This window comes from Clavibacter michiganensis subsp. insidiosus, from assembly GCF_002240565.1.
In the GTDB taxonomy this organism is placed as follows: domain Bacteria; phylum Actinomycetota; class Actinomycetes; order Actinomycetales; family Microbacteriaceae; genus Clavibacter; species Clavibacter insidiosus.
Genome location: NZ_MZMO01000001.1, coordinates 3,080,265 through 3,094,095 on the forward strand (window position 1 = coordinate 3,080,265; position 13,831 = coordinate 3,094,095).

The 13,831-nt window shown below is 74.8% G+C and carries 13 protein-coding genes; 8 read left to right on the forward strand and 5 right to left on the reverse strand.

The features are described 5' to 3' along the window. Positions 1 to 36 precede the first annotated feature (36 nt). The gene (locus B5P21_RS14905) at positions 37 to 573 is read right to left on the reverse strand and encodes a MarR family winged helix-turn-helix transcriptional regulator (protein ID WP_172457205.1); all 537 of its coding nucleotides are present in this window, start codon (positions 571 to 573) and stop codon (positions 37 to 39) included. An 88-nt stretch (positions 574 to 661) separates the two neighbouring features. Between B5P21_RS14905 and B5P21_RS14910 the strand changes: the two genes are divergently transcribed. Continuing rightward, positions 662 to 1,024, forward strand: coding sequence for a hypothetical protein (locus B5P21_RS14910; protein WP_045526454.1), 363 nt, complete (start codon positions 662 to 664; stop codon positions 1,022 to 1,024). 25 nt (positions 1,025 to 1,049) lie between these two features. On the opposite strand, the gene B5P21_RS14915 is transcribed toward B5P21_RS14910, so the two are convergent. Continuing rightward, a complete protein-coding gene (locus B5P21_RS14915) occupies positions 1,050 to 1,469 on the reverse strand; it encodes a MerR family transcriptional regulator (protein ID WP_045526453.1) in 420 nt (139 codons plus the stop codon). Positions 1,470 to 1,601: 132 nt separating this feature from the next. On the opposite strand from B5P21_RS14915, the gene B5P21_RS14920 reads away from it, so the two are divergent. Further along, positions 1,602 to 2,315, forward strand: a complete 714-nt coding sequence (locus tag B5P21_RS14920) for an SDR family oxidoreductase (RefSeq protein ID WP_045526452.1) — start codon at positions 1,602 to 1,604, stop codon at positions 2,313 to 2,315. A gap of 53 nt (positions 2,316 to 2,368) precedes the next feature. On the opposite strand, the gene B5P21_RS14925 is transcribed toward B5P21_RS14920, so the two are convergent. Continuing rightward, positions 2,369 to 3,565, reverse strand: a complete 1,197-nt coding sequence (locus tag B5P21_RS14925; protein WP_094171336.1) for a glycosyltransferase — start codon at positions 3,563 to 3,565, stop codon at positions 2,369 to 2,371. Between the two features lie 85 nt (positions 3,566 to 3,650). On the opposite strand from B5P21_RS14925, the gene B5P21_RS14930 reads away from it, so the two are divergent. Both B5P21_RS14930 and B5P21_RS14935 read left to right on the forward strand, forming a co-directional pair. Further along, positions 3,651 to 4,526: a UbiA family prenyltransferase gene (locus B5P21_RS14930; RefSeq protein ID WP_094171440.1), complete on the forward strand. Its 876-nt coding sequence runs from the start codon at positions 3,651 to 3,653 to the stop codon at positions 4,524 to 4,526. Beyond that, entirely contained in the window at positions 4,523 to 5,956 is a 1,434-nt protein-coding gene (locus tag B5P21_RS14935; RefSeq protein ID WP_045526450.1) for a phytoene desaturase family protein, read from the forward strand. Before B5P21_RS14930 ends, B5P21_RS14935 begins: the two co-directional genes overlap by 4 nt. Before the next feature lie 18 nt (positions 5,957 to 5,974). Here B5P21_RS14935 and B5P21_RS14940 read toward each other — a convergent pair whose 3' ends face one another. Then, on the reverse strand, positions 5,975 to 6,607 hold the full coding sequence (locus tag B5P21_RS14940; protein ID WP_045526449.1) for a hypothetical protein: 633 nt from the start codon (positions 6,605 to 6,607) through the stop codon (positions 5,975 to 5,977). Positions 6,608 to 6,693: 86 nt separating this feature from the next. On the opposite strand from B5P21_RS14940, the gene B5P21_RS14945 reads away from it, so the two are divergent. Continuing rightward, positions 6,694 to 7,542 carry an alpha/beta fold hydrolase gene (locus B5P21_RS14945; RefSeq protein ID WP_045530105.1) on the forward strand — a complete coding sequence of 283 codons (849 nt, stop codon included), beginning with the start codon at positions 6,694 to 6,696 and terminating at the stop codon, positions 7,540 to 7,542. 78 nt (positions 7,543 to 7,620) lie between these two features. Here the strand turns inward: B5P21_RS14945 and B5P21_RS14950 are convergent, their stop codons facing one another. After that, entirely contained in the window at positions 7,621 to 9,189 is a 1,569-nt protein-coding gene (locus tag B5P21_RS14950) for an MFS transporter (protein ID WP_094171337.1), read from the reverse strand. Positions 9,190 to 9,553: 364 nt separating this feature from the next. Here B5P21_RS14950 and B5P21_RS14955 point away from each other — a divergent pair, with 364 nt between their 5' ends. The 3 genes from B5P21_RS14955 (at position 9,554) to B5P21_RS14965 (ending at position 13,786) form a co-directional block, all read left to right on the forward strand. Further along, the gene (locus B5P21_RS14955; RefSeq protein WP_080939259.1) at positions 9,554 to 11,575 is read left to right on the forward strand and encodes a rhamnogalacturonan lyase; all 2,022 of its coding nucleotides are present in this window, start codon (positions 9,554 to 9,556) and stop codon (positions 11,573 to 11,575) included. A gap of 64 nt (positions 11,576 to 11,639) precedes the next feature. Further along, the gene (locus B5P21_RS14960) at positions 11,640 to 13,049 is read left to right on the forward strand and encodes a sensor histidine kinase (protein WP_045526447.1); all 1,410 of its coding nucleotides are present in this window, start codon (positions 11,640 to 11,642) and stop codon (positions 13,047 to 13,049) included. After that, positions 13,046 to 13,786 (forward strand): response regulator, encoded by a 741-nt coding sequence (locus B5P21_RS14965; RefSeq protein WP_045526446.1) that lies wholly within the window; start codon positions 13,046 to 13,048, stop codon positions 13,784 to 13,786. Before B5P21_RS14960 ends, B5P21_RS14965 begins: the two co-directional genes overlap by 4 nt. The last annotated feature ends 45 nt before the right edge of the window (positions 13,787 to 13,831 follow it).

Consider the following 13,831-nt stretch of genomic DNA (forward strand, 5'->3'; position numbering starts at 1 on the left):
CTCGTGGCGGCCGTGGGTGGGGATGGGTGGTGCGGATCAGGGGGTGCGGCTGCGCGCCGACGCCTCGGCCGGCCGCGTCGCGGGGTGCGCGAGCGCCTCGGCCGTGGCGTCCTGCACGCCCGCGGTCAGCAGGTGCAGGGTGGCGAGCAGCTGACGAGCGCGGTCGAGGTCGAGGCCCATGCCGCGGAAGATCGCCGCGGGCACGTGCGCGAGCTCGGCCCGGACAGTGCGGCCGCGCTCGGCGAGCGACACCGTGACCACGCGCTGGTCGGTGGAGACGCGGCGGCGGGTGATGAAGCCGGCCTCCTCCATCCGCGCGAGCAGCGGCGACAGCGTCCCCGAGTCGAGGTCGAGCTGCTGCCCGAGCTCGGTGACCGTGCGGTCGTCGCCCGACCACAGCAGCACCAGCACGAGGTACTGCGGGTAGGTGAGGCCCCACGGCGCGAGGAGCGCGCGGTACGCCTGGGTCGTGGATCGCGACGCCGTGTAGAGCGAGAAGCACACCAGCTCGTCGGCGATGCGCGCGGGCGGCGCGGTCTCGTCGGCGGGCGGGCAGCTCTCGGTTCCGGTCATGCTCCGACCTTGCCACGGAACAAGGTTGTGCGCAATCCATCTAGGGCGATGCCCAGCGGAAGAGCGCCGGCGCGTACCCTGGAGCGACATGATCACGAGACGAGAGGCCGCGCTGCGGCTGGGCATCCCGCTGGAGATGGCCACGCGCCACGGCATCCCGGGGCGCGTCCCGGAGTCCGAGATCGCCGCGATGGACCAGGATCCGCCCGGCTGGCTCGCGCAGTCCCGCGCGAACGCGACCGGCAAGCGCCCCGTCTGGGTGCAGCTCACGTGCGAGGTCTGCGGCTTCACCGAGGCCGTGCGCCCGAAGAAGTGGTGGCCGGAGTTCTCCTACCTCTCCTGCGAGCGGCACTCCCCCGACGAGCTGCCGGAGCCCGCGCTCGGCCTCGCCCGCCGCGAGGTCGACGGGATCGGCAGCCGATTCGTGGGCGTGGTGGACGAGCGGGCGTAGCGCTCTCCACGAGCGACCGGCCGGGTCACGCCGCGACGACCTCCGCGTGCATCCGCTCGTGCCCCGCCCCGCCCTCGCGCAGCGCCGGGCAGTGCTCCGGGGTCGGGTGCAGGCAGATGTCGATGACGCGGGTCAGCTCCTCGCGGGCGCGCTCGAGCTCGGCGATGGCGGCGGTGATCCGGTCGCGCTCGGAGCGGAGGAGCGCGAGCGACTCGGGCGCCGCGACGCCCGAGTCGACGCTCGGGAGCAGCTGGCGGATCGTGCGACTGGAGAGGCCCGCGGCGAACAGCTGCTGGATGAGCTGCACGCGCTCGACGGCGGTCTCCGGGTAGACGCGCTGGCCGCTCGTGGTGCGCTCGGCCGGCAGCAGGCCCTGCTCCTCGTAGTACCGGAGCGCCCGGGTGCTCACGCCCGCTCGCCCCGCCACGTCGCCGATCCGCAGCATGCCGCCCTCTTCCCTCGTGATCCGTCGGAGACGTCGATCTCGCGGGCGGACTTGCCCTTCACGTCGACGTCAACTCCTAGCGTAGGCCGCGCCGCACCCCGCGAACGGCGCGGGCGGCAGGAGGAATCACGCATGGACATCACCGATCAGGTCGCCCTCGTCACCGGCGCCAACCGCGGCATCGGCCGCACCTTCGTCGAGGAGCTCCTCGAGCGCGGCGCCCGCAAGGTCTACGCGACCGCGCGCCGGCCCGAGGCGATCGACATCCCCGGCGTCGAGGTGCTGCGCCTCGACCTCGCCGACGCCGCATCCGTGAGCGCCGCCGCCGAGGCCGCGCAGGACGTGACGCTCGTCGTCAACAACGCGGGCATCTCGACGGGCGCCGCGCTCATCACGGGCGACATGGCGGAGATCCGCCGCGAGATGGACACCCACTTCTACGGGACGCTCGGCGTGATCCGCGCCTTCGCGCCCGTGCTCGCGGCCAACGGCGGGGGCGCGATCGTCAACATCCTGTCGGCGCTGTCGTGGTTCTCGACCTCCGGCAACGGCGGCTACGCGGCGGCGAAGGCGGCCGAGTGGAACATGACCAACGCGGTGCGGCTGGAGCTCGCCGGGCAGGGCACGTTCGTGCAGGGCGTGCACCTCGGGGCGGCCGACACCGACATCATGGCCGGCTACGACGGCCCGATGATCGCCCCGCGCGACGTGGCCCGGGCGTCGCTCGACGGCGTGGCCGCGGGATCCGTCGAGGTCGTCGTCGACGGCTGGAGCCGCATGGTGAAGGACTCGCTGGCCGGCGACCCCGCCCCGTTCTACGAGAGGATGCGCGCGATCCTCGACTGACCGCCGCCGGGGATGGGCTGGCGGCCGATCGCCGGGGCAGGTCGGTCGCCGGGTCAGAGGGACTCGAGCACGTCGACCGCCTGCCGCACCCCGCCATCCCGCCGCATGAGCCCGCCCGCCTCGGCCGCCCGCTCGCGCCGGGACAGGGCGTCGCCCATCGCGGACACGAGGGCGTCGACCGACAGACGGCGCAGCGGGATCGGGGCGGCGGCCACCCCCTGCCGGTGCAGGTGAGCGGCCCAGAACGGCTGGTCGGCCATGAAGGGCACGACGACCGCGGGCACGCCCGCCCGGGCGACGGCGTGCGAGGTGCCGGCACCGCCGTGGTGCACGGCGAGCGCCGCGCCCGGCAGGATCCGGTCGAACGGCGCCGACCGCACCACCAGCACGTCGGGTCCGCGCGACTCCGCCGGCAGCGCGAGCCCGCCCCACCCGGTGAGGACCAGCACCCGCAGGCCGTGGGCGCGGGCGGCCGTGACGATCGCGCGCCCGCGGGCCGACGCGTCGCCCTTCGCCATGGAACCGAACGAGGCGACGACGTAGGGCCCGGCGCCGAGGAATCCGCCGACGACCGGGTCCAGGGATGCCGCCGACGCCTCCTCGTACCAGGCGCCCGTCTGGTGCACCCGCTCCGGCCAGTCGTCGGGACGCGACAGCAGCTGCGGGCTCACGGCCATGAGCGTCGCGCGCGACGGCGAACGGAAGTCCGGACGACGACGTCCCGGCAGCTCGGCCGCGGCGCGCGCGACGTCGCCGTCGAAGAGGCGCGCGATGGCGCGCGGCACCGCGTAGGTGGAGCGGTTGCGCGCACCGAGGTCGCGGGTGGCCGTGGGACCTCCGGCGGCGGGGAAGCGCGCGCTGGCGGTGGCCACCGGCGCGAACTCCACCACCACGCGCGGGACGCCGAGCGCGTCCGCCACCATCGGCGCGCTGAGGATCAGGGGGTGGTGGACCACCACGTCGGGCTCGAAGGCGACCGTCTCGCGGACCGCCGCGACGATCATCCGCCGCATCGCGGGCCGCACCTCCGTGCGGAGGTGGTGCGCGAGGGCCCAGGGGGTGCGGCCGGAAGGGGAGAGCACCCGCTGCGCGTCCAGGTCGAGGCGCACGCAGTGCACGCCCTCGGGCGCCACCGCGTCGTCGGGCAGGGCGAGCCGCACCTCGTGACCGCGGGACGCGGCGTGTCGCGCCAGGGCCGCGAAGGGCTCCACGTCGCCCCGGGTACCGGCGGTGAGCAGCATCAGGCGCATCCGCCCAGTCTGGGCCCGGAAGCCGTAAGGCCGACGCCCGCGCCCACCGCGTACGCTCGTGCGAGTGACCGACGGCAGCGAGACCATGTCCTGTGGCACGCCCTCCGAGATCATCGTGGCCGCGCGCCGCCTCGTGCTCATCTCGCGACCGGTGCTGTGGATCAACACCATCGGGTCCGGCCTCGTGGCCATCTGGCTCACCGGCGCGCTCTTCGACCTGCGGGCCCTGCCGATCATCCTGTGGCTGACCCTGCCGTTCAACCTGCTCATCTACGGCGTGAACGACGTCTACGACCAGGACACGGACGCGGCCAACCCGCGCAAGGGCTCCATCGAGGGCGCCCGGATCCGCCAGTCCGAGGTGCGGCTCATCGCGTGGGCCGTCGCCGCCGTCAACATCCCGTTCCTCGTCTGCTTCCTGCTCGTGCTGCCGCCGCTCGCGAACGCGGCGATCCTGCTCTACGCCGGCGTGTTCGTCTTCTACTCCGTGCCCCCGCTGCGCTTCAAGGCGCGACCCTTCCTCGACTCGCTGAGCAACGCGGCCTACGCGCTGCCCCTGGTGATCGTGCCGGCGGCCCTCGAGGTGACGCCGGTCTGGCCCGCCGCCCTGGGCCTCATGGCCTGGAGCGTGGCCAAGCACGCCTTCGACGCGGTGCAGGACATCGTGGAGGACCGCGACGCGGGCATCACCACCACCGCGGTGCGGCTCGGCCCGCGCGGGACGGCCGTGTGGAGCGGGGCCTGGTGGATCGTCTCGACGGCGCTGTTCGCCGTGGTGAGCGTGCCGGTGGCGGCCCTCAACCTGCTCATCGCCGGGATCCTCGTGGTGTCGCTGCTGCGCGATCCGACGCCCGAGACCGGCCACCGCCTCTACCGCCTGTCGGTCGCCTTCCCGTACATCGCGGGGACGTTCGCCGGGGTGCTGCTCATGGTCTCGATCGTGCTGGGAGGCACCCCGTGAGCCGCGTCGTCGTGGTCGGCGGCGGGATGGGCGGGCTCACCGCCTCCGCGCTGCTCGCGCAGGCGGGCCACCGCGTCACTCTGCTCGAGGCCTCCCCCGAGCTCGGCGGCAAGAGCCGTCGGATCCTGCTGGGCGAGGACCGCATCGACACCGGACCGTCGCTGGTGACGTTCCCGGCGGTGTGGGACGAGCTGCTGCGGCGGCTCGGCGACGGCGGGCGCGCGCCCGAGCGGACCCGCGACGCCGGCGCGCTCGACCTGGTGAGGATGCCCGAGGTGGGCCGCTACTACTACGACGGCGAGGAGACCTCGCTGCCGGTGGCGCCCGACCACCCCTGGTACCCCGCCTGGAAGCGGTTCTCCGACCTGCACGCGCCCCTCGCCGACGACGTGACGGAGCTGCTGCTCGCCGACCCCCTCGACCGGGCCGCCCTCCCGGCGCTGCGCCGGCTGCTGGACGTCTACGGCTCGCGCCTCACCACGCGCGCCTACCTCGACGGCCTGCCGTGGCTGCCCGACGGGCTGCGCGAGATCATCGCGATCCACACCCTCAACGCGGGCGTCTCGCCCGCGCGCACCCCGGCCCTCTACGCGAGCATGCCGGCGATCATGGCGGAGACCGGCGCCTGGGTGCCGCGCGGCGGCGTGTACGAGATCGTGCTCGCGCTGGGCCGGCTGGCCGAGGCGGCCGGGGTGGAGATCCGCACCGGCGAGGCCGTCACCCGCATCGAGCGCGGCTCGGTCACCACCGAGGCCGGCCGCTACCCCGCCGACCTCGTCGTCAGCGCCCTGGACGCCGACCGGTTGGCCACGCTGACGGGTCCGTCGCGGATCCCGGCGCTCCCCCGCCTGCGCCCCCGCACCCTCTCCTGCTCGGCCGTCGCGGTGTACGGCGTGCTGCGGGAGGAGCTGCCCGCGGAGATCGCGACGCACAGCGTGGTGCTGCCCACTCGGCCCGCGGCGCTGCACCGCAGCCTCGAGGCGGGCGACGAGCCGGCGGACACCATGGTGTTCGTCAACCAGTACCGCGCCGGCGAGGTGTACCCGAACCCGCGCAGCACCCTCGGGATCCTGCTCACCGCGCCCGCCGACGGCCGTCGCTACACGGCGGATCACCCCTTCGTGCGGCGCGAGGTCGACCGCGTCTCGGCGGCGATGGGGCTCGACCGGCCCCTCACCGACCTCCTCGACGAGCAGACCGTGCTCGATCCGCGGTACTACGGCGAGGGCGGCGAACCGCACGGCGCGCTCTACGGCGCGGCGCGACCTCCGTGGCTGAGCGGGCCGTTCCACCGCCCCTCGTACAACGACCCCTGGCGGCCCTGGCTGTGGCGGGTCGGCGCGTCGGTGCACCCCGGCGGCGGCATCCCGGCGGTGGTGGGCGGCGCGATGATCGCGGTGACCCGGCTGCTCAAGTCGAACCCGGCCTGACGCGGGGGCCCGCCGCGGCTAGCCCGCGGTGACGCGCACGGATCCGCCCTCGAGCACGAACTCGAGCGCCGTGCCCTCGGGGAACTCGTCGCGGAGCTCGGCCGGCATGTCGCCCGTGACCGTGAGGACGCCGCGGGCGGGGAACGACCCGGCCGCGCATCCGCCGACGGGATCCGTGCCGCGGGCGAACTGCGGGGCGACGACCTGGTACCAGTCGTCCCAGCGGTCGGGGACGGGGCGGTCGGGATCCAGCGCGACGGTCCCGACGTCGCGGCCCGTCATCGACGCGAGGCCGGTGGTGAGCGCGACGGTCGCGCCGACCGCGACGAGGACGGACGCGGCCCAGAGGATCGCGGTGCGGCGGCGGCGCGGAGCGGGTGGGCCGGAGGCGAGGGCGTCGTCGCCGTCCGAGCGGTCCGCCGCCGGGTCGTGCGCTGCCGGGTCGCGCGCCTCGGGGGCGGGATCCGCGGGGTGCGACGCGGGCCGAGCGCCGGGTGCGGCCGCCCGCACCGAAGCCGACGCGACGGCCGTGCCACCCTGCCCCGCCTCGAGCTCCCGCAGCCGGTCGAGCTCGGCGTCGTCCAGGTCGGGCCGCGGTCCGTAGGCGCGACGCCGCAGCTCCCGAAGCTCGCCGCGCTGCGCCTCGTCCATGTGCCGATCCTGTCACCGTGCGACGCGCGCGCCCGGGTCGCGCCGCGGGCCTGTCCGCCGCACGCACGCGCGCCTACGCTCGGCCCATGCTCACCGAGACCGACCTGCGGCTGCCCGACGGCCGCACGCTGCACTGCTACGACACGGGATCCGGCGACGGCGCCGACCTCGTGGTCGTCTACCACCACGGCACGCCCAACGTGGGGCCGCCGCCCGCGCCGCTCGTCGAGGCGACGGAGGGCCGCGGGATCCGGTGGGTGTCGTACGACCGGCCGGGGTACGGCGGATCCACCCGGCACCCGGGCCGCAGCATCGCGATCATCGTGGCCGATGACCTGGCCGTCGCCGACGCGTTGGGCGTCGACCGGTTCGCCGTGCTCGGGCACTCGAGCGGCGCGGTGCTCGCGCTGGCCGCCGCGGCCGCGCTCCCGGGGCGGGTGCTCGGCGCGCTGTGCGGGGCGGCCCTCGCGCCGATCCGCGCGGAGGGCCTCGACTGGTTCGCCGGCATGCACGCGGGCGGCGAGCGGGAGCTGCGGGCCGCGGTGGCCGGACGCGAGGCGCTCGAGGAGGAGCTGGCCGCGTCCGCGTTCGACCCGGCGATGTTCACCGACGGCGACCTCCGCGCGTTGGAGACCGACTGGGCGTGGTTGAACGGGGTCGCGTCGCACGGCCTGGACGCGGGCCTCGGCGGCATGGTCGACGACGACCTCGCGCTCGTCGCCGACTGGGGAGTCGACCTCGCGGTCGTGACCGTCCCGGTGATCCTCCTGCACGGCGACGCCGACCGGATCGCGCCGGTCGCCCACGCGCGCTGGCTGGCCGACCGCGTGCCGGGTGCCGAGCTCGTGATCCGGCCGGGCGACGGCCACATCGCGGTGCTGCGGGGCGCGGCGGAGGCGCTCGCCCGGCTGAGGGCGCGGATCGCCGCCGCATAGAAGAGGAACGCACCCGCGGAAACGGCTCTCGCCGACCCGGACGGATCCGGATCGGCGAGAGAGATGGAGCGGTACGCGTCAGTGCCCGCGCGACACCCGCCGCGGCAGGGCGAACACGAGCGCGAACGCGACGACCGCGAAGATCGCGCTGACGCCCATGGCCGAGGCCGACGCGTCGGTGAACGCCTGCGGCACCATCTGCGGGCCGCGGATGCCGGCGCCGGCGACGCCCGCGAACAGCACGCTGCCGATGACCGCGATGCCGACCGCCGAGCCGACGCGCTGCACGGTGCCGATGACACCGGACGCCGCGCCCGCCTCGGCGGGGTCGACCGTCGCGACGATGAACTGCGCGTTCGGCGCGATGAAGAGGCCGTTGCCGATGCCCGCGAGCAGCAGCGGGACGAGGAGCATCCAGCTGTTCAGATCAGCGGCCGCCGTGTTCAGCAGCACGAGCCACAGCCAGATCAGGCCGACGCTGACGAGCGCGGTGCCGATCACGAGCACGGTGCGGCCGAGGCGGTTCGTGAGGCGGTTGCTCTGCGAGGAGCCGACGATGCTGCCGATGGCGAACGGGATCGAGACGAGCCCGGACTCGAGCGCCGAGTTGCCGAGACCCGACTGCCACAGGATCGAGATGGTGAAGAAGATGCTCGTGAAGGCCGCGAAGTAGACCATCGCGAGGATCACGCCGCCCGTGAAGGCCGGGTGCGAGAACAGGTGCGGCGGCACGAGGACGCCCTTCGAGCGCCTCGTCTGCATGACCTCCCACGCCCCGAAGAGCGCGAGGAGCACGACGCCGCCCGCGAGCGACAGGTAGGTCCAGAGCGGCCAGCCCTGGTCCTGGCCGTCGATGAGCGGCACGAGCAGGGCCACGAGGCCGGCGCTCACGAGGAGGATGCCGACGAGGTCGACGCCCGAGGGGGCGGCGGCCGGGGCGGATCCGCCCTGCTTCGCGCCCGCGCGCTGCCCGGACTGCGCGCGCACGTCGCCCGCGACCTCCTCGGCCACCCGACGGCTGGGGAGCAGGAAGATCGCGGCGATGACGGTCGCGAGGCCCACGGGCAGGTTCACGAAGAAGACCAGGCGCCAGCCCGACTCCTCCCCCGCGGCCTGGATGATGAGGCCTCCCACGATCGGGCCGAGCGCGGACGAGACGCCGATGACGGCGCCCATGATGGCGAACGCCTTGCCGCGCGCCTGCGGCGGGAACAGCAGCTGGATAAAGGCGGTCACCGCGGGCACGAACAGCCCGCCGGCGAGCCCCTGCACCACGCGCGCGATCACGAGCTGGAGGTCGTCCTGGGCCACACCGCACGCGAGGCTGGCGAGCGTGAAGAGCGCGATGCCCGTCACGAACACCCACTTGTGCCCGTAGCGGTCGCCGAGGCGGCCCGCGGGGATCAGCGCGAGGCCGAACGCGAGCGCGTAGCTGGAGATGATCCAGCTCAGCGTCGACTCGGAGGCGTCGAGGCTCGTGCGGATGGTCGGCAGCGCCACGTTCACGATGGTGGTGTCGAGCAGCGCGATGAACATGCCGGCGAGCAGCACGATGAGCGCCTGCCAGGCGCGGCGGGAGACGACCGGCGCGGCGGGCGCGGCGTCCCCGCCCTTCGCCGGTCGGGCGGATGCGGTGGTGTCGGACATGGACGCGAGTCCTTTCGTGCCGGCGCGCGCGTCGGCGGTGGTGCGGGCGGGACCCGGCTCGGCGGGCGCAGGGCGGGCGTGGGATGCGCGACCGGCGGGTCGGGCATCTCGACGCGGGCGGAGGGCGCTCGGGGAGGCGGATCCGCGTCGGTGCGGGAGGACGGTCGGGCGGATGCGCCCGTCGCACCAGTCTGGCACTGGTTGACCTGTGCGGCCCATTACGGGGTCCCGGCGGCCTGGGGAGGAGCGGCCCGCCGGGAGCGCGGCGCTCCCTACGCTGACCCCGGCGGCGGGACCCCGATCCCGGCGCCTTCCCCGCCCTCGTCGCGAGCCCCGGTCGCGCCCTCCCCTCCCCGGAGTCCGCATGCCCACGTCCCGTCCCCTCGTCCGCGCCCTGGTGGTCGGCGCCCTCCTCGCGCTCACCGGCGCCACCCTCACGCAGGCCGTGCCGGCGGCGTCGGCCGCGCCGGCAGCCGCGACGGCTACGACCGCTGCGACGGCTGCGACCGCCGCGACCGCCGCGACCGCCGCGCCTGCCGCCGCTGGATCCGGCACGCCGCTCCGCCAGATGGAGCGCCTGGACCGCGCCCCGGACGCCGCGGTCGTCCCGGGCGGCGTGCACCTGTCGTGGCGGATGCTGGGCACCGACCCCGACTCCATCGCCTTCGTGGTGGATCGCGACGGCACGCGGATTACCCCGACGCCCCTCACGCAGGCGACGGATCTCCTCGACGCCGGCGGCGGTCCGGGATCGCGGTACACCGTCTCGAGCGTCCTGGCCGGCGTCGAGCAGCGCGTCACGGCGCCCTTCGGCGTGCGGACGGGGCCGTACGCCTCCGTGCCCCTCGACGTGCCCGCCGGCGGCACCACGCCGACGGGCGAGGCCTACACGTACAGCGCGAACGACACGAGCGTGGGCGACGCAGACGGCGACGGCCGGTACGAGCTGTTCGTCAAGTGGGATCCGAGCGACTCCAAGGACAACGGCAAGGCCGGCTACACGGGCCCCGCGCTGCTCGACGCGTACCGCATGGACGGGACCCGGCTCTGGCGCATCTCGCTCGGGCCGAACATCCGCGCGGGCGCCCACTACACGCAGTTCCAGGTCTACGACTACGACGGGGACGGCCGGGCGGAGGTCGTGATGAAGACCGCGGACGGGACCGTCGACGGCACCGGGCGCACCATCGGCGACGCGCAGGCCGACCACCGGAACGCCCAGGGCTACGTCCTCTCGGGCCCCGAGTACCTCACCGTGTTCTCCGGGCTCACGGGCGCGGCGATCGACACGGTCCCGTACGACCCGCCGCGCGGCGACATCGGGTCCTGGGGCGACACCTACGGCAACCGGGTCGACCGGTTCCTCGCCGCCACCGCGTACCTCGACGGATCCCACCCCAGCGTGGTGATGACGCGCGGCTACTACGGGCGCACGGCGCTCGCGGCCTACGACTTCGACGGCACCCACCTGACGGAGCGGTGGAAGCTCGACAGCAGCGCCCCGGGCCAGGGGGCGGCCGCCGGCCAGGGTCACCACAACCTCGCGGTCGCGGACGTCGACGGGGACGGGAAGGACGAGATCGTCTTCGGCTCGATGACGGTCGACGACGACGGGACCCTCCTCTACTCGACCGGCCTCGGCCACGGCGACGCCATCCACGTGGGCGACCTCGTGCCCGGCAACCCCGGGCTGGAGGCGTTCGCCGTCCACGAGCACATGCAGGACTCCGGCAACCGCGCCGCCACCATGCGCGACGCGCGCACGGGGCGCATCCTCTGGAGCATCCCCGGGAACGCGGACACGGGCTTCGGCCTCACCGGCGACGTCGACCCGCGGTACCCCGGCTCCGAGTCGTGGGCCTACGGGCTGGACGCGACCGGCGCGCTCACGCCGCAGCTCCGCGCCGCCGACGGGACCCTCATCACGGACGCCATCCCGGACTCCAAGTTCGCCGTGTTCTGGGACGGGGACCCGCTGCGCGAGCAGCTCGGCGGCACCTACGACCCCGCGACGGGCGCCGCGGTGCCCGTCATCACCAAGTGGAACTGGACGACCCGGAACCGGGACGTCCTCCTGCGGGCCGACGGCGCCCTGACCGACAACGGCACCAAGGTGAACCCCATGCTGCAGGCCGACCTGCTCGGCGACTGGCGGGAGGAGGTCGTGGTCCGCAGCGCCGACTCGCACGAGCTCCGCATCTACGCGACGACCGACCAGTCCGACATGCGCCTGCGCACCCTCATGCAGGATCCGGTGTACCGGCTCGGCGTCGCGTGGCAGAACACGGGCTACGACATGCCGCCGCAGCCGAGCTACTTCATCGGCGCCGGGATGGCGGCTCCCCCGGCGCCGCGCATCCGTCTCACCGGGCCCGCGGCCGGGTAGGCGGGCGCCCGCTTCCGCCATCCGGTGGATGCGGGCGCCCGCGGCCGGTCGATAGCGTGGCCGGATGAGCGCCGCATCCGCACCCGACAGCGTCGACCGGTTCTGGGTGCGGCCGCGGCCCGACCGCGCCGGGCTCCGCTTCGACGTGATCCTCGCGCTCGTGATGCTCGTGCTCACCACCTTCAGCGTCATGCAGTACTACGCGCTCGGCATGTACCCGACGCGGCCCGCGGTCTGGGTGATCGCCGCCTGGATCCTGCTCGTGACGCTCCCGCTGGCGTTCCGCCGCCTGCAGCCCGAGGCCGTGACGCTCGTGATCGCCGCGGTGTTCATCATCGGCGCGTACCAGTTCGTGCCGGAGGTGCTGTTCTCCAACATCGCCATGTTCATCGCCATGTACTCGCTCGGCGCGTGGGGGCGGAACAGGGTGCGCGCCCACATCGTGCGCGGCGTCATCGTCGTCGGCATGTTCGCGTGGCTGTTCAGCGCGCTGCTGCAGGCCTCGGGGTTCTACTCGCTCAACGCCTCCATCTTCGAGAACGCCCCGGACGACGCCTGGATCCCCGCGCCGGTCGCGTCCGGCCTCGTCACGATCATCACCAACCTCCTCTACTTCGGCGGCGCCTGGTACTTCGGCGACCGCGCGTGGGCGTCGGCCCGCGACCGCTGCGCGCTCGAGACGCGCACGGCCGAGCTGGCGACGGAGCGCGAGCGCGTCGCGGAGCAGGCGGTGACGCTCGAGCGGGTGCGCATCGCGCGGGAGCTGCACGACGTCGTCGCGCACCACGTGTCGGTGATGGGCGTGCACGCAGGGGCGGCCAGGCGGGTCCTGGCGCGCGACGCGGAGAAGGCGGCGGCGTCGCTCGGCATCGTGGAGGACAACGCGCGGAGCGCCATCGAGGAGCTGCACCGGATGCTCGTCGCGCTCCGGCAGGAGGAGGACGACCGGGGCTCCGACGACGGCGCGGGCGCCGACCCGACCCGCACCGCGTCCACGCGCGGCGTCGACCAGCTGCACGAGCTCGTGGCGGACGCGTGCGGCGCGGGCCTCACGGTCGCCTACGACGTCATCGGCACGCCGCGACCGCTCACCCCCACGGTCGACCTCATCGTCTACCGGGTCGCGCAGGAGTCGCTCACGAACGTGCGGAAGCACGCGGGCGCGGGGACCCGGGTCGACCTCCGTCTCCGGTACCTCGCGGAACGCGTCGAGGTGGAGGTGAGCGACGGCGGGCCCGCGGGCGCGGCGGCGTCCGCGGCCCCGGCGCAGGTGCGCGGCGGGCCGGGCGGCCTCGGCCAGCGCGGCATGCGGGAGCGCGTGGCGGCGGTCGGCGGATCCATCGAGATCGGCCCGAAGGCCCGCGGCGGCTACCTCGTGCGCGCGTCGGTGCCGACCGGGCCGACGCCGGTCGTGCCGCCCGTGCCGATGCCCGTGCCGCTCGACGTGTCGATCCCCGAGGAGACCCGCGCATGAGCGCCGACCCGACCGATCCCGCCGCCACCGCCGCGCGCGCCTCCATCCGCGTCCTGCTCGTCGACGACCAGGCGCTCGTGCGCGCCGGCATCCGCGTGATCCTCGAGAGCGAGGACGGCATCGAGGTGGTCGGCGAGGCCGCGGACGGCGAGGAGGGCGTGCGCCTCGCCGCCGCGCTCGCACCCGACGTGATCTGCATGGACGTGCAGATGCCGCGCGTCGACGGCCTGGAGGCCACGCGCCGCATCGTCGCCGACCCGTCGATCCGGGCCGGCGTCCTCATGCTCACCACGTTCGACCGCGAGGACTACCTCTTCACCGCGCTCGACGCGGGCGCGAGCGGGTTCGTGCTCAAGAGCGCGTCGCCCGAGTCGCTCGTGGAGGCCGTGCACGTGATCGCGCGGGGCGACGCGCTGCTCTCCCCCGACGTCACGCGCCGCGTCATCGAGCGCTTCGGCCGCGGATCCGAAGCCCCCGGTGAGGAGACCGCCCCCGCCACGACGCCCACGATCCCCACGGATCCGCGCGTGCAGACGCTCACCGACCGCGAGCTCGAGGTGCTGCGCCTCCTCGCCGAGGGCCTCGCCAACGCGGAGATCGCGGAGCGCCTCTACCTCGGCGAGGCGACCGTGAAGACGCACGTCTCGCGCCTGCTGCTGAAGCTCGGCGTGCGCGACCGCGTGCAGGCCGTCGTCTTCGCGTACGAGCGCGGCATCGTGGTGCCGGGCGCGAGCTGATCCGGTCGCCCTCGCCGCGAGCCCCGGGCCGCGACGTCCCCGCGC

What these genes read in the sequence shown, in the direction of transcription:
- B5P21_RS14960 (WP_045526447.1), top strand. Translation starts at nt 11,640, where the DNA reads ATGAGCGCCGCATCCGCACCCGACAGCGTCGACCGGTTCTGGGTGCGG.
- B5P21_RS14915 (WP_045526453.1), bottom strand. Translation starts at nt 1,469, where the DNA reads ATGCTGCGGATCGGCGACGTGGCGGGGCGAGCGGGCGTGAGCACCCGG.
- B5P21_RS14925 (WP_094171336.1), bottom strand. Translation starts at nt 3,565, where the DNA reads ATGCGCCTGATGCTGCTCACCGCCGGTACCCGGGGCGACGTGGAGCCC.
- B5P21_RS14955 (WP_080939259.1), top strand. Translation starts at nt 9,554, where the DNA reads ATGCCCACGTCCCGTCCCCTCGTCCGCGCCCTGGTGGTCGGCGCCCTC.
- B5P21_RS14910 (WP_045526454.1), top strand. Translation starts at nt 662, where the DNA reads ATGATCACGAGACGAGAGGCCGCGCTGCGGCTGGGCATCCCGCTGGAG.
- B5P21_RS14940 (WP_045526449.1), bottom strand. Translation starts at nt 6,607, where the DNA reads ATGGACGAGGCGCAGCGCGGCGAGCTTCGGGAGCTGCGGCGTCGCGCC.
- B5P21_RS14930 (WP_094171440.1), top strand. Translation starts at nt 3,651, where the DNA reads ATGTCCTGTGGCACGCCCTCCGAGATCATCGTGGCCGCGCGCCGCCTC.
- B5P21_RS14965 (WP_045526446.1), top strand. Translation starts at nt 13,046, where the DNA reads ATGAGCGCCGACCCGACCGATCCCGCCGCCACCGCCGCGCGCGCCTCC.
- B5P21_RS14905 (WP_172457205.1), bottom strand. Translation starts at nt 573, where the DNA reads ATGACCGGAACCGAGAGCTGCCCGCCCGCCGACGAGACCGCGCCGCCC.
- B5P21_RS14950 (WP_094171337.1), bottom strand. Translation starts at nt 9,189, where the DNA reads ATGTCCGACACCACCGCATCCGCCCGACCGGCGAAGGGCGGGGACGCC.
- B5P21_RS14920 (WP_045526452.1), top strand. Translation starts at nt 1,602, where the DNA reads ATGGACATCACCGATCAGGTCGCCCTCGTCACCGGCGCCAACCGCGGC.
- B5P21_RS14945 (WP_045530105.1), top strand. Translation starts at nt 6,694, where the DNA reads ATGCTCACCGAGACCGACCTGCGGCTGCCCGACGGCCGCACGCTGCAC.